General features: G+C 64.7%; 22 protein-coding genes. 6 read left to right on the forward strand and 16 right to left on the reverse strand.

Annotation, left to right across the window (positions count from 1 at the left end):
• The coding region (locus tag ACZI8R_RS18460; RefSeq protein ID WP_463381114.1) for a DUF222 domain-containing protein at positions 1-367 on the reverse strand (367 nt) is incomplete at its 3' end.
• A 446-nt stretch (positions 368-813) separates the two neighbouring features.
• On the opposite strand from ACZI8R_RS18460, the gene ACZI8R_RS18465 reads away from it, so the two are divergent.
• Entirely contained in the window at positions 814-1290 is a 477-nt protein-coding gene (locus ACZI8R_RS18465) for a methyltransferase domain-containing protein (RefSeq protein ID WP_463381115.1), read from the forward strand.
• On the opposite strand, the gene ACZI8R_RS18470 is transcribed toward ACZI8R_RS18465, so the two are convergent.
• From ACZI8R_RS18470 to ACZI8R_RS18495, 6 genes are all read right to left on the reverse strand, one after another.
• Complete coding sequence (locus ACZI8R_RS18470) at positions 1278-1946, reverse strand: DNA alkylation repair protein (RefSeq protein ID WP_463381116.1); 669 nt, start codon at positions 1944-1946, stop codon at positions 1278-1280. The genes ACZI8R_RS18465 and ACZI8R_RS18470 overlap by 13 nt on opposite strands.
• 6 nt (positions 1947-1952) lie before the next feature.
• Entirely contained in the window at positions 1953-3056 is a 1104-nt protein-coding gene (gene dapC, locus ACZI8R_RS18475; RefSeq protein ID WP_463381117.1) for a succinyldiaminopimelate transaminase, read from the reverse strand.
• A gap of 3 nt (positions 3057-3059) precedes the next feature.
• Complete coding sequence (fdxA, locus tag ACZI8R_RS18480) at positions 3060-3383, reverse strand: ferredoxin (RefSeq protein WP_463381118.1); 324 nt, start codon at positions 3381-3383, stop codon at positions 3060-3062.
• 141 nt (positions 3384-3524) lie between these two features.
• The gene (locus tag ACZI8R_RS18485; RefSeq protein ID WP_463381119.1) at positions 3525-4322 is read right to left on the reverse strand and encodes a hypothetical protein; all 798 of its coding nucleotides are present in this window, start codon (positions 4320-4322) and stop codon (positions 3525-3527) included.
• Positions 4319-6955: a bifunctional FO biosynthesis protein CofGH gene (locus ACZI8R_RS18490; protein ID WP_463381120.1), complete on the reverse strand. Its 2637-nt coding sequence runs from the start codon at positions 6953-6955 to the stop codon at positions 4319-4321. The genes ACZI8R_RS18485 and ACZI8R_RS18490 overlap by 4 nt, the downstream gene beginning before the upstream one ends.
• Before the next feature lie 66 nt (positions 6956-7021).
• Positions 7022-7207 (reverse strand): hypothetical protein, encoded by a 186-nt coding sequence (locus ACZI8R_RS18495; protein WP_463381121.1) that lies wholly within the window; start codon positions 7205-7207, stop codon positions 7022-7024.
• Between the two features lie 84 nt (positions 7208-7291).
• On the opposite strand from ACZI8R_RS18495, the gene ACZI8R_RS18500 reads away from it, so the two are divergent.
• The 3 genes from ACZI8R_RS18500 to ACZI8R_RS18510 are packed head-to-tail and all read left to right on the forward strand — an operon-like array spanning position 7292 to position 10046.
• Positions 7292-7792 carry a PH domain-containing protein gene (locus ACZI8R_RS18500; protein WP_463381122.1) on the forward strand — a complete coding sequence of 167 codons (501 nt, stop codon included), beginning with the start codon at positions 7292-7294 and terminating at the stop codon, positions 7790-7792.
• A complete protein-coding gene (locus ACZI8R_RS18505; protein ID WP_463381123.1) occupies positions 7789-9354 on the forward strand; it encodes a PH domain-containing protein in 1566 nt (521 codons plus the stop codon). Before ACZI8R_RS18500 ends, ACZI8R_RS18505 begins: the two co-directional genes overlap by 4 nt.
• Positions 9339-10046 carry a uracil-DNA glycosylase gene (locus ACZI8R_RS18510; RefSeq protein ID WP_463381124.1) on the forward strand — a complete coding sequence of 236 codons (708 nt, stop codon included), beginning with the start codon at positions 9339-9341 and terminating at the stop codon, positions 10044-10046. The genes ACZI8R_RS18505 and ACZI8R_RS18510 overlap by 16 nt, the downstream gene beginning before the upstream one ends.
• On the opposite strand, the gene ACZI8R_RS18515 is transcribed toward ACZI8R_RS18510, so the two are convergent.
• From ACZI8R_RS18515 to typA, 7 genes are all read right to left on the reverse strand, one after another.
• The gene (locus ACZI8R_RS18515) at positions 10035-10895 is read right to left on the reverse strand and encodes a uroporphyrinogen-III synthase (RefSeq protein ID WP_463381125.1); all 861 of its coding nucleotides are present in this window, start codon (positions 10893-10895) and stop codon (positions 10035-10037) included. The genes ACZI8R_RS18510 and ACZI8R_RS18515 overlap by 12 nt on opposite strands.
• Positions 10896-10934: 39 nt before the next feature.
• Positions 10935-12452, reverse strand: coding sequence for a catalase (locus ACZI8R_RS18520; protein WP_463381126.1), 1518 nt, complete (start codon positions 12450-12452; stop codon positions 10935-10937).
• Positions 12453-12551: 99 nt separating this feature from the next.
• Complete coding sequence (locus ACZI8R_RS18525) at positions 12552-12980, reverse strand: hypothetical protein (protein ID WP_463381127.1); 429 nt, start codon at positions 12978-12980, stop codon at positions 12552-12554.
• A 15-nt stretch (positions 12981-12995) separates the two neighbouring features.
• Positions 12996-13154, reverse strand: a complete 159-nt coding sequence (locus tag ACZI8R_RS18530) for a hypothetical protein (protein WP_463381128.1) — start codon at positions 13152-13154, stop codon at positions 12996-12998.
• Positions 13155-13262: 108 nt separating this feature from the next.
• The gene (gene mshB / locus ACZI8R_RS18535; protein ID WP_463381129.1) at positions 13263-14144 is read right to left on the reverse strand and encodes an N-acetyl-1-D-myo-inositol-2-amino-2-deoxy-alpha-D-glucopyranoside deacetylase; all 882 of its coding nucleotides are present in this window, start codon (positions 14142-14144) and stop codon (positions 13263-13265) included.
• Positions 14141-15862: an ABC transporter family substrate-binding protein gene (locus ACZI8R_RS18540; RefSeq protein WP_463381130.1), complete on the reverse strand. Its 1722-nt coding sequence runs from the start codon at positions 15860-15862 to the stop codon at positions 14141-14143. The genes mshB and ACZI8R_RS18540 overlap by 4 nt, the downstream gene beginning before the upstream one ends.
• A 155-nt stretch (positions 15863-16017) precedes the next feature.
• A complete protein-coding gene (gene typA / locus ACZI8R_RS18545; RefSeq protein ID WP_463381131.1) occupies positions 16018-17925 on the reverse strand; it encodes a translational GTPase TypA in 1908 nt (635 codons plus the stop codon).
• A 271-nt stretch (positions 17926-18196) separates the two neighbouring features.
• On the opposite strand from typA, the gene ACZI8R_RS18550 reads away from it, so the two are divergent.
• Positions 18197-18412 carry a hypothetical protein gene (locus ACZI8R_RS18550; RefSeq protein ID WP_463381231.1) on the forward strand — a complete coding sequence of 72 codons (216 nt, stop codon included), beginning with the start codon at positions 18197-18199 and terminating at the stop codon, positions 18410-18412.
• Here ACZI8R_RS18550 and ACZI8R_RS18555 read toward each other — a convergent pair.
• Positions 18378-18806: an NUDIX domain-containing protein gene (locus tag ACZI8R_RS18555; protein ID WP_463381132.1), complete on the reverse strand. Its 429-nt coding sequence runs from the start codon at positions 18804-18806 to the stop codon at positions 18378-18380. The two genes, ACZI8R_RS18550 and ACZI8R_RS18555, sit on opposite strands and share 35 nt — an antisense overlap.
• Before the next feature lie 16 nt (positions 18807-18822).
• On the opposite strand from ACZI8R_RS18555, the gene ACZI8R_RS18560 reads away from it, so the two are divergent.
• A complete protein-coding gene (locus ACZI8R_RS18560) occupies positions 18823-19122 on the forward strand; it encodes a 4a-hydroxytetrahydrobiopterin dehydratase (protein ID WP_463381133.1) in 300 nt (99 codons plus the stop codon).
• Here the strand turns inward: ACZI8R_RS18560 and ACZI8R_RS18565 are convergent.
• The gene (locus tag ACZI8R_RS18565; protein WP_463381222.1) at positions 19055-20284 is read right to left on the reverse strand and encodes a mannosyltransferase; all 1230 of its coding nucleotides are present in this window, start codon (positions 20282-20284) and stop codon (positions 19055-19057) included. The genes ACZI8R_RS18560 and ACZI8R_RS18565 overlap by 68 nt on opposite strands.
• Between the last annotated feature and the right edge of the window lie 157 nt (positions 20285-20441).

The following is a 20441-nucleotide window of genomic DNA, read 5'->3' on the forward strand; positions in this document are numbered from 1 at the left end:
CTGCCGGTGGGTTCTCGCAGAACCCCACGATCAACCCCGCAAGCGCAATGGACATCTGCCCGGCATCCAATGCCGCCCCGATCGCGGGAAACCGCACCAACCCGGCACCCAAGGCGATCAACCGGCCTGCAGCACCGACCTCCAACAACGTCGAATGCGCCAACCACAACTTCGCATTCCGATACCCGAGCACCTCCACCCGGCAACGGGAATCGACCTCCGCCACCAAACGGACCCGCCGCGCCTCCAACACCGCAATCTGCGATGACAACTCGAGCACCGAATCGCACAACACCCGATCCGCCAACCGCCACGCATCATCGGCCAACTGATCATCCACCCCTGTAAAAGCGTCCCCCGACCCCATACACAAAATCTTAGTTCGAACACCCGTTCGAGTCAAGAGCTATTTCGGTCGCTCGGTGCCCGACTCGTGTGATTCACTTCGACCATGACGACTGTTACGCAGTTCTGGTGGCACCACTTCTAGTGGCCATAACCTGCGTATTCACGGCCGGCGCTTCGCGCGGCCGCAGTCCTCTGACTTCAGTGGTCCGGAAGTTCGGGATCGCTGAGACTCTCCCCCGTAAGGATCCACCACCAATGTCATCCATCGGCGAAACTCTCGTCAGTTCTCGGTCCTTCGAGGAGTACCGGGCGATGTTCTCGCTCTCGCGCGAGGACCTGTCCGCCCAAATTCTCGATTGCCCTGCCGGCGCAGCAGGTTTCGTGAGTGAGGTGAATTCTCTGGGTGGCCACGCGACTGCGTGTGACCTCGTGTACTCCGGTCGAACACCCGACGAGCTGGCCGCTTTGGCACAGTCCGAGGCAGATCGCGGCAATACGTACGTTAGCGAGAACGCGAACGACTACGTCTGGAAGTTCTTTGCCGATCCGGCCGAGCACCAAGTCTCCCGACAGCGAGCTGCCCGCAGCTTCGCCACCGATGTTCGCGAGCACCCGGAACGCTATGTGGCGGGCCGCCTGCCGTCACTTCCCTTCGCCGACAGAAGCTTCGACCTCGTTCTCAGCTCGCATCTGTTGTTCAGCTACACCGACAGACTCGATCATGCGTTTCATGTCGATGCGATTACAGAGCTGGCGCGGATCTCTCGCGGTGAATTCCGAATTTTCCCGCTGGTGTCAACAGCATCAGCGGAGACCTACCCCGAGATGGACTCACTGTGCAAAGAACTGAGAAGCCGTGATATCGAGACGCGAATCGTCAAGGTCGACTACGAGTTTCAGCGTGACGCCAATCAAATGCTGGTGTGCAGTCACGCTTCCTGACGACGAACCATTTCGTTGATCCAGATCGGCGCGAAGGGCGACGTGCATCCCGGCGACGTCGGGTAGTCAGCGAGCACCTGCAGCGATTCGCCGATCTCGAGGGCCCGAGTCCGAAGCTGTGGGTGATGAATCCCGATCTGCGCGAGGGTCTCGTTCATCGACCACTGAAGGTTCGCGGGCGCCTCACGCATGTCACGTTCGATCAGATCGAGCAGCCCGGCGAGATCGATGCCCTCGGGTTTCTTCACCACCCGTTCGGTGGTGAGTGCCCAGCCGACCGAGGCCACCACAGGGTTCGGATCATCGAACCACGCAACCCGCAGTTCCTCGGCGTGCGGCGACTTCTTCGCGACGTAGTTGACGAGCCAATCGTGCACCTTCGGTGCGTGTTCCGAACGCACCATCGCATCGATGTCTGCTGCGGAGTACTGCCGCGGACGGCAGATCAGCAATGCCAGCAGCCGCGCCGACGTACCGTGGTCCCACAACTCGGTTGCCAGGTCGTGGTCGGTCCGAATCTTCTTCGCAAGGGCTCGTAGCTTGCCGAGATTCATGCCGTGGTCGTCGCCGCGCTTCTCGTTGGCCGCACGAACCTTGGGGTCCTCGAGTGCGTCGAGTTCCGCCAGGGCCTGATCGATCGAGAAGTTTCCGGACATGCGTCGTCAGGCCAGGAGTCGCTCGGCGGCAGTGGCAATTCGCTCGTCGCTCGCAGTCAATGCGATCCGGACATGCTTCCCGCCACGAGGTCCGTAGAACTCGCCGGGCGCCACGAGAATGCCGCGTTCGGCGAACCACTCGACCGTGTCACGGCAGGCCTCGTCGCGGGTGGCCCACAGGTACAGGCCGGCTTCGGAGTCGTCAACCGTGAAACCGGCCTTACGCACGGCCGTGAGCAGAACGTCGCGTCGGTGCCGGTACCGCTCGCGCTGCTCGTTCTCGTGCTCGTCGTCGTTCAGGGCCGCCGTCATCGCCGACTGAATCGGCAGCGGCACCATCATGCCCGCATGCTTGCGGACCTCGAGCAACTCGGCAACCAGGGCCGGGTCGCCGGTGACGAAGCCCGCCCGGTAGCTCGCGAGATTGGATGTCTTGGACAGCGAGTGGACGGCGAGAAGGTTGGTGAGATCACCATCGTTGACCCGCTCGTCGAGAATCGAGAGGGCTTCGCCTTCCCAGGTAAGCCCCAGATAGCACTCGTCGGAGACGACGATGGCGTCACGTTCGCGCGCCCATCCGACCACCTTGCGCAGATGGTCGAGGCCCAGCACCTTGCCCGTCGGGTTCGACGGCGAATTGACGAAGATCAACGAAGCCCGCTCGGGACCCAATCGGTTGAGGCCGTCTGCCCGAATGATGCGCGCACCCGCCAGCAGTGCACCCACTTCGTAGGTCGGGTAGGCCAACTCGGGGATGACGACGAGATCGTCGGCTCCGAGACCGAGAAGCCTGGGCAGCCACGCGATCAGTTCCTTGGTACCGATTGCCGGCAGGATGGCGTCGCTCTCGAGCCCGCTGATGCCGTACCGCCGTGCCAACGCACCCACCGCGGCGCCACGCAGCGCATCCGTGCCGTGCGTCGTGGGGTAACCGGGCTTCTCCGCGACAGCGCTGAGCGCCTCCCGAATGACAGGCGCCACCGGGTCGACGGGTGTCCCCACCGAGAGATTGACGATGCCCTCCGGATGCGCCGCAGCCTTGGACTTGGCGCCCTCCAACGAGTCCCAGGGAAAGTCGGGTAGAGCCCTGGCAACTGGAGTTCGAGACAACCGCTATTCCTCGCCCATCGGTGGCAGAGCCTTGATCAGCGGCGGATCGAAGTCGACCTTGCCGAGCTTCGCCGCGCCACCCGGCGAACCGAGATCGTCGAAGAAGTCGACGTTGGCGCTGATGTAGCCGTTCCACTGGTCCGGCGTGTCGTCCTCGTAGAAGATCGCCTCGACGGGACATACAGGTTCGCAGGCGCCGCAATCCACACATTCGTCGGGATGGATGTACAACATCCGTCCGCCCTCGTAGATGCAGTCGACAGGGCACTCTTCGATACATGCCTTGTCCAACACATCCACGCACGGTTCCGCAATTATGTAGGTCACCGCTGCACTCCTACCTTTCTGGCCTGACTGATCGACTAATCGGCTAGTCGACTCGGGGGAATCGAGACAAACCGCCAGGATTCCGAGGGAAACATTAGTATGCTCTGCTCCCCACGCCCGAATCCGCTAAGGGTTACCTGATCAGAGGCGAGGGGCCGCGGTTTCCGCCTGGCTCTGTGCACCACGGCCGGACAATCCGCGAGCCTTTCGGCCCGAGATCCATTTCTCACCCTTGTCCGCCGCGCGAACCAGAGCACCGCGTTCACCGAGGTAACCAGCCACTGCGCCGACGATGGGCAGGTTTCCGAGGAGCGAGTAGACCTTGCCGGGCTGTGGCCGCTTCTCGAGTTCGCCACTGATCGCCCTGAAGATGCGAGCCGTCCCGATCAGGTTCCCGACCACCGCGAAGGGCTGCCAGGATCGCGCTCCGGCATCCGAATCGTCCTGCGACTGTGGATTGGGAAGGACGTGCGCGTCGACCTCTCGGCGACACAACACGGCCGCGAGCAGATCCACCTGGTCCGAGCGGTCGGTCACCCCGTGCTCACGGGCCACGGCGACGAGGACCACGGCCTGATTGGCGAATCCGAGCAGTTCCTGGATGGGAAGCCGGTTGAGCAGCACACCGAACATGCCGGGAAACGCCACCGCGATGGTGTTGACGGCACCGAGTCGACTCACCCACCACCGAGCACGCTCGTCCGCGGTCGCCTTGCCCCACGCGTCCGTGCCAGGAAAGCGAATCGCGTCGAGCACCCGAGCAGCGCCGTCGAGAACGACCTCGGCAACGCCCCGTTCCGCTTCGGTGGGGACGAACGTGCGGGCCTTCAGTCCGAGTGGGTCGGTGTAGGCGAGGTCGAGCACGGGGTTGATGCCCCACACGGCCCGGTCGAGAACACTGACAACGCGTCGATCTCCGAGTACGTCCTTCGAACTCATGCTGCCGAATCCTTTCCTGTGCGCCTCGCATGCGTGGTGGTGCGCTCACGGGCAGGCCGTCCGATGCCCTCCGCGATCTCGCGGAGTTCCTCGACAGTCTTCTCCGACCCGTGCTCGGAACCGGCCATTCTGGAGATCGTTTCCTCCATCAATGTTCCACCGAGATCGTTCGCACCGCCCTGCAGCATCACCTGGGTTCCGGTGATCCCGAGCTTGACCCAACTGGTCTGAATATTGTCGATGCTGCCGTGCAACATGATACGGGCCAGAGCGTGCACTGCGCGGTTGTCTCGGTTCGTCGGCCCAGGTCGCGAGGCTCCCGCGAGGTAGAGGGGCGCACTCTGATGCACGAACGGGAGCGGCACGAACTCGGTGAATCCGCCCGTCCGGTCCTGAATCCCGCGCAGCACCCGCAAGTGGCCGACCCAATGCCGTGGACTGTCGACGTGGCCGTACATCATGGTCGAACTGGATCGCAGACCCACTTCGTGCGCGGTGGTGACGACGTCGATCCAGGTCGCGGTCGGCAGCTTGCCCTTCGTGAGCACCCAGCGGACCTCGTCGTCCAGAATCTCGGCCGCAGTGCCCGGGATGGTGTCCAGCCCGGCTTCACGCAGTTCGGTCAGCCAGTCCCGCACGCTCTGGCCGCCTCGCGAAGCGCCGTTGACGATCTCCATCGGGCTGAACGCGTGAACGTGCATCGACGGCACCCGCTTCTTCACCGCCCGCACGAGGTCTGCGTAGCCCGTCACCGGCAGTTCGGGGTCGATCCCGCCCTGCATGCAGACCTCCGAGGCGCCGGCCACGTGCGCTTCCCAGGCCCGGTCCGCGACATCGTCCGTCGAAAGGGTGAATGCGTCCGCATCCCCCTTACGCTGCGCGAACGCGCAGAACCGACAACCGGTGTAGCAGATGTTGGTGAAGTTGATGTTCCGGTTGACGACGTACGTGACGTCGTCGCCGACCGCTTCCTTGCGCAGTGAATCGGCCAACGCGACCACCGCTTCGAGTCCTGGGCCTTCCGCCGTGGCCAGCGCGAGGTACTCGTCGTCGGTCAGGGCGGCGGGATCGCGCTCGGCCGCACGCAAGGCTGCGACGACGGTGGTGTCGACCCGTGAAGGGGCACTGAGTTCGAGCACCTGCTCGCGCACGGTGTCCCAGTCGCCGAACGCACTACCCAGGTCACTCCGGGTGTCGGTGTTACGGCCGTCGGTGTCGATCTCGGTGTTGAGGTCGACTCGGCCCGTCGACTCCCACGACTCGTCCGGCTCCTGCCAGGGCAAACCGACCGGCTTGGTGTCCGCCTTCGCGAGCCCGGTCGCGGGATCGGCAAGAGACTGCACGTGCGCGGTGATGCGCGGGTCGATCCAGGGCGAACCGGCAAGGACGTACTGCGGCTGCGCAGCGGTTCTCTCGGTCAGCTCGAAACCGGCTTCCGCGGTGATCTCGGCCAGCGTGTCGAGGTTCGGCCACGGCCGTTCGGGGTTGACGTGGTCCGGAGTCAACGGCGACACCCCGCCCCAATCGTCCACACCCGCACCGAGGAGTGCGCGGCACTCCTGCGCCGACACCAGGTTCGGCGGAGATTGGATGCGCATTCCCGGCCCCAGCAGCAGACGCGACACCGCGATTGCAGCGGTGAACTCCTCGAGTCCCGCATCGGGGGTGTCACGCATGACTGTGTCGGGCTTGGCCAGGAAGTTCTGCACTATCACTTCCTGGACGTGCCCGAACGCCTTGTGAGATTTGCGGATTGCCATGATCGACTCCGCACGTTCGGCGAACGTCTCGCCGATACCCACCAGAATCCCGGTCGTGAAGGGAACGTTGAGACGGCCCGCATCGGTCAGCGTGCGCAACCTGACAGCCGGATCCTTGTCGGGACTTCCGTAGTGGCACTCCCCCTTGTCCGTGAACAACCGGGTGGATGTGGTCTCGAGCATCATGCCCATCGACGGCGCAACGGGCTTGAGACGCGAAATCTCTTCCCACCCCATGACACCGGGATTGAGGTGCGGCAGCAGGCCGGTCTCTTCGAGTACACGAATCGACATCGCGCGCAGGTAGTCGAGAGTGGAGTCGTATCCGCGCTCGTCGAGCCACTGGGCCGCCTCGGGCCACCGGTCCTCCGGCCGGTCGCCGAGCGTGAACAGCGCTTCCTTGCAACCCAACTCGGCACCCTGCCGGGCTATCTCGAGAATCTCGTCGGGCTCCAGGTACATGCCGCTTCCCTCGGACCGCAGCTTGCCTGGAACGGTCACGAAGGTGCAGTAGTGGCACTTGTCTCGGCACAAGCGGGTGAGCGGGATGAACACTTTGCGCGAATAGGTGACTGCCTTCGGCCGGCCGGCCGCGAGCAGTCCGGCGTCACGAACCTTGGCCGCCGAAGAACACAGATCGGCGAGATCTTCGCCGCGCGCCTGAAGGAGCGTCGTCGCTTCCGTCACGTTGAGGGTGGCGCCGTCACGTGCGCGTCGCAACACACGCCGCATGGCCGACGCGGTAGGTGGGGGCGTCTCCGATGGGAGCTGAGCATTCGCATTGTTCGCGGACACCGGAACACCCGGCATCGGAAGCATCGCGGGGCTGCCGGAATCATCACCTGAATGGGTCACCCAGCGATCATGCGCCATGATCGCCGCCCCCGGCCACCCCGGGTGGTTCCGACAGTCCCACGGTGCTGGTCAACTGGACGCAGGTCAACTGCGCGGGTAGTCCTCGTCGTCCGGTACGGCGATGTTCTGCTCGGCGGCATCCGCCTCGTTCGCCTCCAAGGGGGCGCCGTCCACCGACTCGGTCGTGGCAGCGTCACCGACGTCGAGGCTCTGTTCCAGCCTGTCCGCCTCCGGCACCTCCGGAGAGTTCGTGGCATCGAATTCGGTCACGTGAGTCCTCCTCCTTTCGACTTCGGGGTCTCCCACGATATGTGCCATGTCGACAGAACAGCCAGCCTCGGCGAAAGTGAAGCCATGACGAGACCGCCGACCGTGACCATGGCCGACCCCATGTGGCGCCCCAGCCCCAAGGCCAAACAGTTGTGGGCGATCCAGGCGATCTCGATCTGGGTTCCGGTCCTCGTGGTCGCGATCGTGGCGGCCGCCATCGGTTTCTGGCCGACCTGGGTGCATGTGGTCATCGTGGTGGCGGCGCTCCTCGCCGGCCTCGCACACGTCACGATCGTGCCCCCGTGGCGCTTCCGAGTGCATCGGTGGGAAATCAGCGACACAGCGGTGTACACACGTACCGGCTGGTTCGACCAGGAGCGTCGCATTGCGCCGATCTCGCGTATCCAGACCGTGGACACCGAACGAGGGCCACTCGAGCGGATGCTCGGGCTCGCGACGGTCACCGTCACCACCGCTTCGTCCGCGGGTGCCGTCCAGATCGTCGGCCTCGACCTTTCTGTCGCGGACAGAACCGTCGCTCGACTGACGGAGATCGCGCAGCAGAACGCGAGCGACGCCACATGACCGAGCCCTTCGGTTCGGCTCCGGCCGAAGACGACACGGACGACGCCCTCGTTCGTGAGGACGAACAGGCCTGGTTGCGTCTCGACCGACGAATGCTGCTGGTCCACCCGGTGGACGAAGTGATCAAGTTTCTCCCGGTTCTGCTGGTGTCCTTTCTGCTCGGGAGTCGCAGCGGAAATCACCTGTGGGGCTTGGGTGTCGTACTCCTGTCCGTTCTGCTCGGCCTGGCGCGATGGTTCACCACCACATACCGAATCGGCCCGGTGCACGTACAGCTTCGGCGCGGCATGTTCCAGAAGCGACTGCTCTCGGTTCCGCGGTCGCGTATCCGGTCGGTCGATGTGGAAGCCAAGCCGCTGCACCGCCTGCTCGGACTGTCCGTGGTTCGCATCGGCACCGGCCAGCAAGCTGGGAGCCGAACGGATTCGAATCGGTTCGAGCTCAATGCACTCGCCGCGTCGGTCGTGCCCGACCTCCGTGAGACTTTGCTGACGCATGCTGCACATACGGACATTGCTCCAGCCCGCGAGACGGCGATCTCCGACACTGCCGGGCAGGTGGAGCAACACGCTGCGGCCGGCACCGAAATCGGGCACTGGCGCCCGTCGTGGGTGCGCTACGCGCCGTTCTCGATAACGGGCATCGCCACCATCGCCGCAGTGGTGGGCATCGCGTTCCAGTACGGTGCGGCGAACGCGATCGACACGTCCCGGATCTCGGACGGCGTCGCAGAGGTGGAGCACTTCGGCATCGCACTCCTCGTCATCGGCGGCCTCGCCGTCCTGCTCGCGGTGGCGAGCACGATCGCGTGTGTTCGATATCTGGTCACGTTCGGGGCGATGACACTCACCGACGACGGCCGCATTCTGCACGTGAGCCACGGCCTGATCTCGACTCGGCAGACGACCCTGGACCGAGCTCGACTGCGCGGCACGACGATCAAGGAGCCACTGCTCCTGCGAGCGGCCGGGGGCGCGAAGCTCGACGCGATCATGACCGGCGTCAGCGCCGAGAAGGGCGAGTCCTCGCTCCTGCTCCCCCAGGCACCTCGCGGCGAATGCGAACGCGTGATGGCCACCGTGATCGGAGACGAACGTCAGGCCGCCGTACGACTCGAAGCGCACGGTCCGGTCGCACGCCGCCGTAGATTCACCCGCGCCCTGGCTTTTCCCCTGGTCCTCGCTGCCGTTCTCGTAGGGCTCACAGCGTGGGGACGTGCCGTTCACTGGAGCGCGTGGGCAGCGACCGCAGTCCTGCTGGTCTGTGCCCTCGGCCTCGCCTGGGATCGCTATCGCGGACTCGGCCACACCGTACTTCCGGGGTGGCTGATAACCCGTAGCGGCTCGCTGGACCGAGCGCGCCACAGCCTCGCCGCAGACGGCATCATCGGGTGGACGGTTCGCCAGACCTTCTTTCAGCGCCGCGCAGGGGTGGCCACCCTGATCGCCGCGACGCCGGCGGGAGTCGGAAAATACGTCGTCACCGACATCCCGGCCGACGACGCCTGGGCGCTCGTCGAGGCGGTCACTCCGGGCGGAGGTGACGTATGGGCACGCCGCTAGACCTCGCCGCGATGGACACCGAACTCACCGAGTGCCGGGCATGTCCACGACTCGTCGAATGGCGAGAAAAGGTTGCCGACGAGAAACGTGCTGCATTCGCGAACGAAACCTACTGGGGCAGGCCGGTCCCCGGATTCGGACCGGCAGACGCGTCGCTGCTGATCGTCGGACTCGCACCTGCGGCCCACGGGGCGAACCGGACAGGTCGAATGTTCACCGGCGACCGAAGTGGTGACTTCCTCTACGCCGCACTCCACGCCGTCGGACTGGCGAATCAGCCGACCGCCACCCGGATCGACGACGGTCTCGAATTGAGGGGCGTCCGCATCACCTCACCGGTCCACTGCGCACCCCCGGCCAACAAGCCCACAACGGAGGAACGGGACAACTGTCGGCATTGGCTCGACACCGAACTCGAACTGATGAAGCCGACTCTGCGGTCCGTGATCGTGCTCGGCGGGTTCGGCTGGCAGGCACTACTTCCCGTACTCGCCGAGTCGGGTTGGGAAATTCCGAAGCCGCGGCCTATATTCGGGCACGGCGCGCACGTCGAACTCTCCGGTGACATACCCCTCGATCTGTACGGGTGTTTTCACGTGAGCCAACAGAACACGTTCACCGGACGCCTCACGCCTCCGATGCTCGAATCCGTTCTCACCACTGCGGCCCGAACTGCCGGGCTATTGCCCTGAGTCCCGGGCTCGGGGTGGTCGGCGCTGCGGCAACTCCTCGATGATGTATTTGGCAAGACTTCCCAGCCGCGGCCTGGCAGGTTGCATCGTCGGCACTCCGAGCGCATCGAACGGCGAGGCCGTCACCGAGCCGACACATACCGGAACCACCCGCTCTCGGAACTCGGCGACCACGCGATCCACCGCATCCAGGTCCTGTGCCGTGCTCAGCAGGGAGGACACGGCAGGGGCACTCGTGAACGTGACCGCATCCACGTCACCCGACACGATGGACTCGACGAGCGCACGCATCGGCTGCTGGTCGCCCGGCCTCTCCCACCGATACACGGAGATCGCGGTAACGAGCGCCCCCAGCGCCGACAGGGACTCGCCGAGGTCGACGATCGGCTCCCACTCGGTGATCGTGCCGTGCCGCTGCACCAGGATTCGCCGACCCGCGACGCCTTCCTCCTTCAGATGATCGAGCACCCCCTCCGAGGACTCCGTGTCCGGCGACCAATCCTCACGAAGGCCGGCGCCGCGAACCGCGCCCTTCGCCTTCGGCCCGCGGGTGATGATCTTCCCTCTGCCCAGCGCCTCCAGCAGAGCGTCGCCCTTACCCCGGTCGGACGCAGCATCGATCCAGCCACGAAAGCCGAGTGCCGTCGAGATGATCGTCAGTTCCGGTGGCGCTGCGAGCACCGCGTCGGTGGTCTCACGCAGCTGTGAGTCGTCGGCGAGCGGCAGAACGTGGATCGCGGGGGTATGACCCACGTCGGCGCCGTGCCGCTCCAGAAGCGTGATGAACTCCTCGGCACGGCGCTCCGCGGTCACCGCTATCCGATACCCGGCCAGCTCGTCGTTCGACATTTCTACAGTGTGCGGTATCGCCCGGCCGTGGCCGAACGCTCAGGCCTTCTCCTGTGCACTGCTGCGCGCCGGATTGGACTGACTGTCCGCCTTCGGATCCTTCTCGTTCTGTTTCGCGTGTACGCCGTCCTTCACCCGCTTGCCGAGATCCGCATCCACGTTGTGCCAGTACTCGAAAGCACGGCCCAGGACCGAATCGGTGACTCCGTTCAGCAGGTGGCCGACGATGTTGTCGACGAGCCGATCACGCGCAGCATCGTCGAGGACCTCTCGAACCATGGTTCCGGCCTGACCCCAGTCGTCGTCCTCGGCGTGCAGGGTGTTGGCAGTGCGGACCATGTCACCGGTCGGCTGCCAGGTGGCGGTGGCACCGACCTGACTCGGATCGGCATGCGGACCGCCCTTCGAGTTCGGTACGTACACCGGGTCGCCGGGATTGCGGTGACGCAGATTGCCGTCCTTCGAATAGGACCGAACCGGGACGTGCGGAGCGTTGACCGGCAGTTCCTTGTAATTCGCGCCGATTCGGTAGCGATGCGCATCCGGGTACGAGAACAGTCGTCCCACCAACATCTTGTCCGGGCTGGTGCCGATGCCCGGGACGAGGTTGCTCGGCTCGAAGGCGGCCTGTTCGATGTCGCAGTGGTAGTCGGCCGGATTGCGGTCGAGAGTCATCCTGCCCACCTCGATCAGCGGGTAGTCGCCGTGCGGCCACACCTTCGTGAGATCGAAGGGATTGAAGCGATAGTTGTCGGCGTCGGCGAACGGCATGATCTGCATCTTCAGCGTCCAGCTCGGATACTTCCCCGCCTCGATGTGTTCCCAGAGATCACGGGTGTGGTAATCCGTGTCCATGGACGCCATCTGATCCGCCTCGTGCTGTGTGAAGTACTCGACGCCCTGGTCGGTGACGAAGTGATACTTGACCCAGAACTTCTCACCTTTCGCATTCACCCACATGTAGGTATGACTCGAATACCCGTTCATGTGACGCCAGGTCCGTGGAATACCCCGATCACCCATCAGCCACGTCACCTGGTGGGCAGATTCGGGTGACAGTGTCCAGAAATCCCACTGCATGTCGTGGTCGCGGAGGTTGTTGTCGGCTCGCCGCTTCTGGGACCGGATGAAGTCCTGGAACTTCATCGGGTCCCGCATGAAGAAGACGGGGGTGTTATTGCCGACCATGTCGTAATTTCCCTGGTCGGTGTAGAACTTGATCGCGAAACCACGGGGGTCACGCCACGTGTCCGGGCTGCCACGCTCCCCCGCGACCGTGCTGAACCGGATCAGCATGTCGGTCTTCTTACCGGGCTGGAAAAGGTCGGCCTTCGTGTAGGCACTCACGTCGTTCGTGACCTCGAAGTGGCCGAACGCTCCACCACCTTTGGCGTGCGGCTGACGTTCTGCCACGCGCTCCCGGTTGAACTGGGCCATCTTCTCGATCAGATAGTGGTCCTGTAGGAGTATCGGCCCGTCGGGGCCGATCGTGAGCGAATGTTCGTCGCTGACGACCGGGATTCCCGCGTCGTCCGTCGTGAAATTCGGTTCTGCCATGAGAGCTCCTCGGTCGGATGCAGTAGGCCTCCCCGTACCCGTAAGCCTCCACGTACCCGAACTCCGGCGCAACGAAACGAGCTGATCGGCCCGACCCTGCTACCTGCTCGTCGCGCCGGGTGAACCGGTACCCGGCGCGAATGCGGCGGTCACGGCCACCTTCCACAGGAAGACGGCGGAAGGTGCCAACGCACCGATCAGAAGGAGCAGAGTCCACACCGACTGCATCAGCATGACGTCGCCGCCGGGCCCACCGAACATGCACACCAGGAACCCGAACAACCACGCCGCGAGAGGCGCAAAGGCCGAACCGGTCCGGCCCGTCACCGATCGAGCGGTCCACACCAACACGAGGTTGACCACGGCAGCGATGAGGATCGTGACGGGGAACGGCGTACCACCGAGGTACAGCGGAAGAAACAGAACCGACAGGACTGCGCACAGAAAGCCGTCGAAGATCAGCACACCCAGGACGACGCGATCGAGCGCCGTCAGCTGGGTGTGCGTGATGTCTGTCGCTGCGGTCATACCCTCAATTCTGGATCAGGAGACCGGTGGATATCCCATCAGGGTCAAGAGATGACTCTGCATGTCCGCGAATCCGTACAGCGCGTTGTAGTACAGCTCGTGCTGCTGCGGCCAGGTGGGCCGAAACATGTCGACGAACGCGACGATGGCGTTCTGAACATCCCAGTTGTACATCTCGTTCCCTTCGCAATATGTGATGCACATCCCACATTAGTCACTGTGGTGACTCACAACACACATCGCCCCCGGCGCAACGCTGCCCCGTGTCGAACTCGGGACCTGTCAGGTGAAGGAAATGCCGGCGAAAAGGTCGTCTTCGCGGCCGGATCGACCGCTGATTACGGCCTCACCTCGCACGAGAACGAAGTGCTCGACATCCAGCACGGGTTGCGCGATGTTGTTGGACAACGCGTACTCGCGCCCGCTGGGAGCCACGCTCACCTGCGTGGCGTGCGCCCGCAGGGCCGCTCGCTTCGCGTCCATCGCGTCGCCGACGTCCACTGCGGTCGTAACCACCGAATCCGGCACACTCGGCAACTCGCCGGGGTCGGGTAGGCGCCAGCCGTCCGGGATCGCACCGATTCGTTCCAGGCCGGCTTCGAGTGCGGACGCCTCGGTCACGGTCCAGTAGGTCTTCGGCACGTCCCACGCAGGACCGGTCTGCGGGTATGCCTCGGTACCAGCAGCTTCCACCGCAGCGGTCACGAGCACATGGGCCTGAATGTGATCCGGGTGGCCGTAGCCCCCCACCTCGTCATAGGTGACCACCACGTGAGGACGCAGGCTCCGGATCACCTCGACGAAGGCAGCGACCGTGGACTCGATCTCGGCGTTCACGAACGCGCGAGGATTGCGCGCCGCGGGCGTGCCGGCCATACCGGAATCACGGAAACGTCCTGCGCCCAACAGGAAACGAGGCCGGTCGACCCCGAGCGCCGCCAGCGCCGAAGTCAGTTCGAGGATGCGGTAACCGCCGAGCTGATCCGCCTGATCGGACACGAGGTGAGCCCAGTCGTCACCGATCACTTCGCCTTCTTCACCCAGCGTGCACGTCAGCACCGTGACCGAATCACCTTGCGCCACATAGTGCGCGATGGTTCCGCCCGTCGTGATCGTCTCGTCGTCCGGGTGCGCATGAACGAGAAGAATGCGCCGCTCGGTCACTTCGGCGTCCGAGACCAGGTTGCGGCGTCCGAGAACAGGCCGACCGACAGCGGTCCACCCAGTGATGCGCCCTCGACACCGGGACCGCCGGCTACCAGTGTGCGGTCCTGCATGATCGGTAGAACCCCGGCGAGGTCCCACAGCCGACGGTCCGCGTCGGCCAGGGTCGCGCCCACATCGCCGAATCCGCGCAACGCCGCGTCGATCTCCGGTTGCAGCGCGGGGTCACACACCCCGGAGTGATTGGTCGGCGCCTCGGCCCGTGCCTCGGCATCGGTCGCGCCCGGGGGCAGGACGGCGCCCGGATCCGGCGGGCAGCCGTACCGCGAGACGAGCGCGGTCGCGGGATCCGAACCCGCCCGAGTCCAACCGACGACAGCAGCGATCTCACCGGAAACCAGGGCTTCGCCGTAGATTTCGTCGGCCGGAACCGGCTCGACGGTCGCATCGACTCCAGCGCTCCGGAGTTGATCGGATGCCGTATTGGCCACGGCCGCTGCGGTGGGGTCACCCTCCGGTACGCCGATCGGAAGTGTGAGCGTTTCCCCGTCCCGGGTCAACAGACCTTCGTTGTCCGGGTCGGGCGTGAACCCGGCCTGCCCCAAACGATCCAGCGCCTGGTCACGCACGGGGCGTGGCGGGGCGGTCGCAATGTATTCCGGATCGGAGGGCGGCACGACGAGCGAACCTGCCACTTCCACTGCAGCTTCGTTCCCGGCCCCGACCGTCGCCAACAGGACTGGATCGAGCAGATCGAGCAGACCCCTGCGCACTTCGACATCGCCCAGTACGGAAACCCGAGAGTTCAATGTGAGATCCAGCGACCGCGGCTGGAAGGCGCTGCCGGTACGTATACCGGGGATGGCCGCCAGCTGAGCCAGCGTGGCGGACCCGCCGTGCACCTCCGCGAGCTGAGTGTCACCGGTGCGCATGGAATCCGCGAGCTGCGACGGCGATCCACCGCGCCGCATCAGAATCTGGTCCGGAGTAGCCGGGGTGCCCCAGAATCGGTCGTTTCGTTCCAGCAGAATCTCGTCACGCCCACGGTCGATCGACTTGATGTGGAACTGCCCACCCGACACCGGCAGGTTCTCGGCAAGGCCCGTGGTGAACCCGCCAGGCGAGTCCTTGATCAGATGCGCAGGCAAAAGATCGGTGAAGAGTTCGCGCCACGCCGGATACCGATCACGCAGGGTGACCGTCACCGTCTTGCCGCCACCGGAAGAGGTGACGTCCTCGATGAGCTGATATCCCGCCGGATCGACGACACCGGGCTCCGAGATCATCTGCTGCCAGAGGTACCGGAAGTCTTCTGCCGCAATCGGTGCCCCGTCCGACCATTGCGCCTCGTTACGAAGCTGGTACGTGATGACAGGCGGGTCCTGGGACGTCATCTCGGCCGAGACGATCAGGGCAGGGTCCGGTGCCCAGTCACTGCGACCGGGGCGGTCCGCACTGGCGACGGGCCGAAACGGACTCGGAAGCACGAGTGAACTCACGGCCGCATTGGCGGGTGACTGATCGGTGAGAAGGTGCGGATTGAAGCCGACACCGACGTCGTCGATGGCAACCACTACGGGCAACTTCACGGACGGTGACACGGGCGGCGTCGAGGTGGTGGTCTCCGTGCTCTCCACCGGCGGCGGCGGATCTGCCGTACACGCCGCGAGCAGCAGCGCCGACGTGATCGCCGTCAGTGCCAGGGCAGTCGAACGCACCCTTCGAAACGTGTTCACCGTGCCATCACAACCGACATCCCAACCACTGCGTCATCCCAACCACGGCACCATCCTCAATCGCAAAAACGAATGTACCTTCCGGTCGAACAGATCGACCGGAAGGTACATCCGCTGGGGCACTGTGCCGGTTACTACTAGAGCGCTGCCTTGTCACGCGCCTTGGAACGCGAACGCTCACGAGCCCGGTCCGTCGACGAGAGGTGCACCTTGCGCACACGAACCGCCTCGGGGGTGACCTCGACACATTCGTCGACCGCGCAGAACTCCATGGCGGCTTCGAGGTCGAGCTTCTTCGGCTTGGCGAGGGTCTCCATGACGTCGGCCGAGGACTGACGCATGTTGGTCAGCTTCTTCTCACGGGTGACGTTGATGTCGAGGTCCTCGGCACGCGGGTTGATTCCCACGACCATGCCCTCGTAGGTGTCGGCACCCGGCTCGACGAAGAAGATGCCGCGGTCGGCCAACTGGATCATGGCGAACGGGGTGACCGATCCGGTGCGGTCCGACACGAGCGAGCCGGTGTGGCGCGCCCGAATCTCGCCGGCCCACGGGCCGTAACCGTCGAACACGGCGTTGGCGATGCCCGTGCCGCGCGTTTCGGTCAGGAAGTCGGTGCGGAAGCCGATGAGGCCACGCGAGGGAACGACGAACTCCATACGAACCCAGCCCGCGCCGTGGTTCGCCATCTGGACCATCTTGCCCTTGCGAGCCGCGAGGAGCTGCGTGATGGCGCCGAGGTACTCCTCGGGGCTGTCGATGGTGAGCTCTTCGAAGGGCTCGTGCACCTTGCCGTCGACCTGCCTGGTGACGACCTGCGGCTTACCGACGGTCAGTTCGAAGCCTTCACGACGCATCTGCTCGACGAGGATCGCGAGCGCGAGTTCGCCACGGCCCTGAACCTCCCAGGCATCGGGGCGTCCGATGTCCAGAACCTTCAGCGACACGTTGCCGATGAGCTCGGTATCGAGGCGGGTCTTCACCATGCGAGCGGTCAGCTTGTGACCCTGCACCCGGCCGACGAGCGGCGACGTGTTGGTACCGATGGTGACCGAGATGGCCGGCTGATCGACGGTGATACGCGGCAGCGGAACCGGGTTCTCCAGGTCTGCGAGCGTGTCACCGATCATGATGTCCGGGAACCCGGCGACGGCGACGATGTCTCCCGCGACGCCCTTCTCGCCCGGCACGCGCTCGACGCCGACCGTGGTGAGGAGCTCGGTGATCTTCGCCCTCTGAACGACCGGCTCGCCGTCGACCTCGCGGCACCACGACACGGTCTCACCCTTGCGCAGCTCACCGTTGTGAATGCGAACGAGTGCGAGACGACCGAGGAAGGCAGAGGCGTCGAGGTTGGTGACGTGGGCCTGCAGCGGCGCGTCGACGTTGCCCTTCGGCGCGGGGACGTTCTCGAGCAGGACGTCGAAGAGAGCCTGCAGATTCTCGGCGTCCGGGGCATGACCGTTCTCGGGCTGCTGGGTCGATGCCTTGCCCTCACGCCCGGAGGCGTACAGAACGGGCAGGTCCAGAGCGAGCTCGGCAGCCTCGGCGGCTTCGTCGGAAAGATCCGAAGCCAGATCGAGCAGCAGATCCTGCGCTTCGGTGACGACCTCTTCGATACGGGCGTCGGGGCGGTCGGTCTTGTTGACGACGAGAATGACGGGCAGCGATGCGGCGAGGGCCTTACGCAGCACGAATCGCGTCTGAGGAAGCGGTCCTTCGGAGGCATCGACGAGAAGAACGACACCGTCGACCATGGACAGGCCGCGCTCGACCTCGCCACCGAAGTCGGCGTGGCCGGGGGTGTCGATCACGTTGATCACGGTGACCGAGCCGTCCTCGTGATGCTTGTGGACCGCGGTGTTCTTCGCGAGGATCGTGATGCCCTTCTCGCGTTCGAGGTCCCCCGAGTCCATGACGCGATCGACCAGCTCGGCGCGTTCCTCGAATGCCCCGGACTGGCGAAGCATTGCATCGACGAGGGTGGTCTTGCCATGGTCGACGTGTGCGACGATGGCCACGTTACGGAAGCTGGTGATGGTCACGCGATGGCTCTCCTGGCTGAATCGAATTTCGGCCACGCGAAAGATGCATCGCACGGCTCCGGTAGGCCGCTATGTGGATTGGTATCCCGAAATACCCTCTGAACGAGGGGCGGATCGCCCGTTACGGGCATCGCGGCCACGTAGATACTACCTGCAATCGACCATATACCGCGCATCGCAGACCGTCACCCACCAGCAGAGAGTGATGCGAAACACCCCCGAGCGCACAGGGTAGGCTGACCTGAGTGTCACCCCGGGGCATCCCGGACCGGTGCGAAAGACGCGTGAACAGAAAGGCCGAGCCGAGGCGATGGGCAAGGTCAAAGCCAGCAAGGTGTCGGGGCTCAAGCCCAAGAAGAAGTGCTGCCGTAAGAAGACTCGGTGCTTGAAATGCCCGGTCGTGGTGATGCGTATGAAGAAGCTCGAAGCGCAGGGCGCCTCCAAGAAAGAACTCAAGCACGGCCTGAAGAAGGCTCGCGCAGCCTAGCCACCAGGTCGGGCAACCACACTCGATCGTTCGCAACCAGGTCGATCGTTTCCAGTTCGTCCGCATCGACCCATCTCAGTGCCGAGTGCTCGACCGCCCGTGGTGTCCCGGACACCACGTTCACCAGGTAGGCCCGCAGCACCAGTCCGCCGGAAAGCTGTACGTCGTCCCCGATACGCTGCGCGCCGGACACCTCGAGTTCGAGTTCCTCACGAATCTCCCGAGTCAGCGCCCGCGCCGCGGTCTCCCCCGGCTCGACCTTTCCGCCTGGCAGTTCCCACTTTCCTGCCAACTCCGGCGGGCGGGTGCGCTGCGCGAGCAGGATTCGACCGTCCACCACGATCGCGGCAGCGACGACTTCGCGATCTTTCGGTATTGCGGGTTCGGTTCGCACTGAACCATCATGAGGTATGGCCGAGTTACTGTCGGACGGACTCATCGACACCGCCCTTGCCGAACTGCCGAGTTGGCATCGATCGGGCGATTCGATCATCAGAACCGTGGAGTCACCTAGCTTCCCGGAGGCGATCTCGCTCGTCGCGAAGATCGCAGAACTGGCGGAGGCGGCGGGCCATCATCCGGATATCGACATCCGATGGCGCAAGGTCACCTACACGCTCTCCACCCATTCTTCGGGCGGCATCACGCAGCTGGATCTGGATCTTGCTGCACAGATCGACGAGGCGACTCCTCGGAGTCCCCAGCGCTGACCGGTTCGGAGTGCGCCCGGCCATGCCGGGCCACCCACACGAAGACGGCGAATGCGCCGACCACGTCGACGGTCCCCGCCCACGAGAGAATCGCGGGTCGCGAGATCAGCCAGATCGAATCCTGGAAGAAGCTGAGCACCCAGGGCACACCGACGAGGGTCGTGACGATCCAGTAGCCGGCGATCACCTTGGTGCCGCGAAGCCCGCCGAGCGGCCCGTGCAGCAACCAGATCAGCATCGGCACCACCCACACCCAATGGTGCGACCAGGAGATCGGCGACAACAGAAGGCCCAGCAGCTGGACGAGAACGAGGGTGCCGAGCCTGTCTCCACGGTTCAGGGAACGCCAGGCGGCAACAGCGGCGACCGTCGCGAGAGCAACCGCGACCAGCCAGATGACACCGCTACCCACGTCGTAGCCCACGATCCGACTCAGGGCGCCCCGCAAGGATTGATTCCAGACGGACCCGACCGGCCCGATCCGGTCCGCATCGCCGAGGAGCGTCGTGAAGTACTCCTTTGCCTCCGAGCCGATGAGCAGAAAGCTCATGGCGACGGTGCCGGCGAACGCCACAGCCGAGAAGGCCGCCGCCTTCCAGCGCCGCTGCGCCAAGAAGTAGAGCCCGGTGATGGCAGGCGTCAGCTTGATGCCCGCCGCGAATCCCACCAGCCCACCGGACAACCACCACCGCGAACTCGTGACCGCGGCCATCGTCACCAGCGCGAGAAAGACGTTGACCTGCCCGTAGTCGAGGGTGGTGCGCACCGGCTCGGACCACACCCCCACCGTGGTCCAGAGCAGCGCGATCGGACGCCACCCCGGTCGACGGGCCGCATCACCGAACAGCAGCGTCAGGCTCATTCGCACCAGCCCGTACAAGGCCAGGATCGTCAGGACCTGCCAGGCGACGCCGAGGACGGGAAACGGGATGTAGTGGAGCGGAAAGAACACCAGAGCGGCGAACGGCGGATAGGTGAACGGCAGCGGGAAGTCCGGGGTGACCACGGAGTACGTGAAGTCGTACAGGTCGCCACCGAGCAAGGCCGCCGATCCATCGACGTATACGTGCAGGTCCACGAAGTTCATGCCGTTCGGACTCAGCAGCGTCCACGCGAGCCGAAGTGCCACCGAGATCGCCAGGAGAATCGGCGCGTAGCGCATCAACCACCGAATGATCGACGAGGTGGGCGCCGGCGGCTGCACAGACGTTTCTGACAGGTCGGACACAGTGCGGCGTTCTCCTGTGAGGTGTGGTGGCGGTTTTCTCGATCTCGCACAGCGTATCCAGGTCGTGACCGGAGACCCTGACAGGTGGGGG

The organism is Rhodococcus huquni, assembly GCF_055231055.1.

Bases quoted from the DNA above. Each gene is read 5' to 3' on its own strand.
- ACZI8R_RS18470 (WP_463381116.1), bottom strand. From the start codon at position 1,946: ATGTCCGGAAACTTCTCGATCGATCAGGCCCTGGCGGAACTCGACGCA.
- ACZI8R_RS18485 (WP_463381119.1), bottom strand. From the start codon at position 4,322: ATGAGTTCGAAGGACGTACTCGGAGATCGACGCGTTGTCAGTGTTCTC.
- ACZI8R_RS18490 (WP_463381120.1), bottom strand. From the start codon at position 6,955: ATGGCGCATGATCGCTGGGTGACCCATTCAGGTGATGATTCCGGCAGC.
- ACZI8R_RS18500 (WP_463381122.1), top strand. From the start codon at position 7,292: ATGACGAGACCGCCGACCGTGACCATGGCCGACCCCATGTGGCGCCCC.
- ACZI8R_RS18505 (WP_463381123.1), top strand. From the start codon at position 7,789: ATGACCGAGCCCTTCGGTTCGGCTCCGGCCGAAGACGACACGGACGAC.
- ACZI8R_RS18510 (WP_463381124.1), top strand. From the start codon at position 9,339: ATGGGCACGCCGCTAGACCTCGCCGCGATGGACACCGAACTCACCGAG.
- ACZI8R_RS18515 (WP_463381125.1), bottom strand. From the start codon at position 10,895: ATGTCGAACGACGAGCTGGCCGGGTATCGGATAGCGGTGACCGCGGAG.
- ACZI8R_RS18520 (WP_463381126.1), bottom strand. From the start codon at position 12,452: ATGGCAGAACCGAATTTCACGACGGACGACGCGGGAATCCCGGTCGTC.
- ACZI8R_RS18525 (WP_463381127.1), bottom strand. From the start codon at position 12,980: ATGACCGCAGCGACAGACATCACGCACACCCAGCTGACGGCGCTCGAT.
- ACZI8R_RS18530 (WP_463381128.1), bottom strand. From the start codon at position 13,154: ATGTACAACTGGGATGTTCAGAACGCCATCGTCGCGTTCGTCGACATG.
- ACZI8R_RS18560 (WP_463381133.1), top strand. From the start codon at position 18,823: ATGGCCGAGTTACTGTCGGACGGACTCATCGACACCGCCCTTGCCGAA.
- ACZI8R_RS18565 (WP_463381222.1), bottom strand. From the start codon at position 20,284: ATGCGCTACGCGCCGATTCTCCTGGCGATCTCGGTGGCACTTCGGCTC.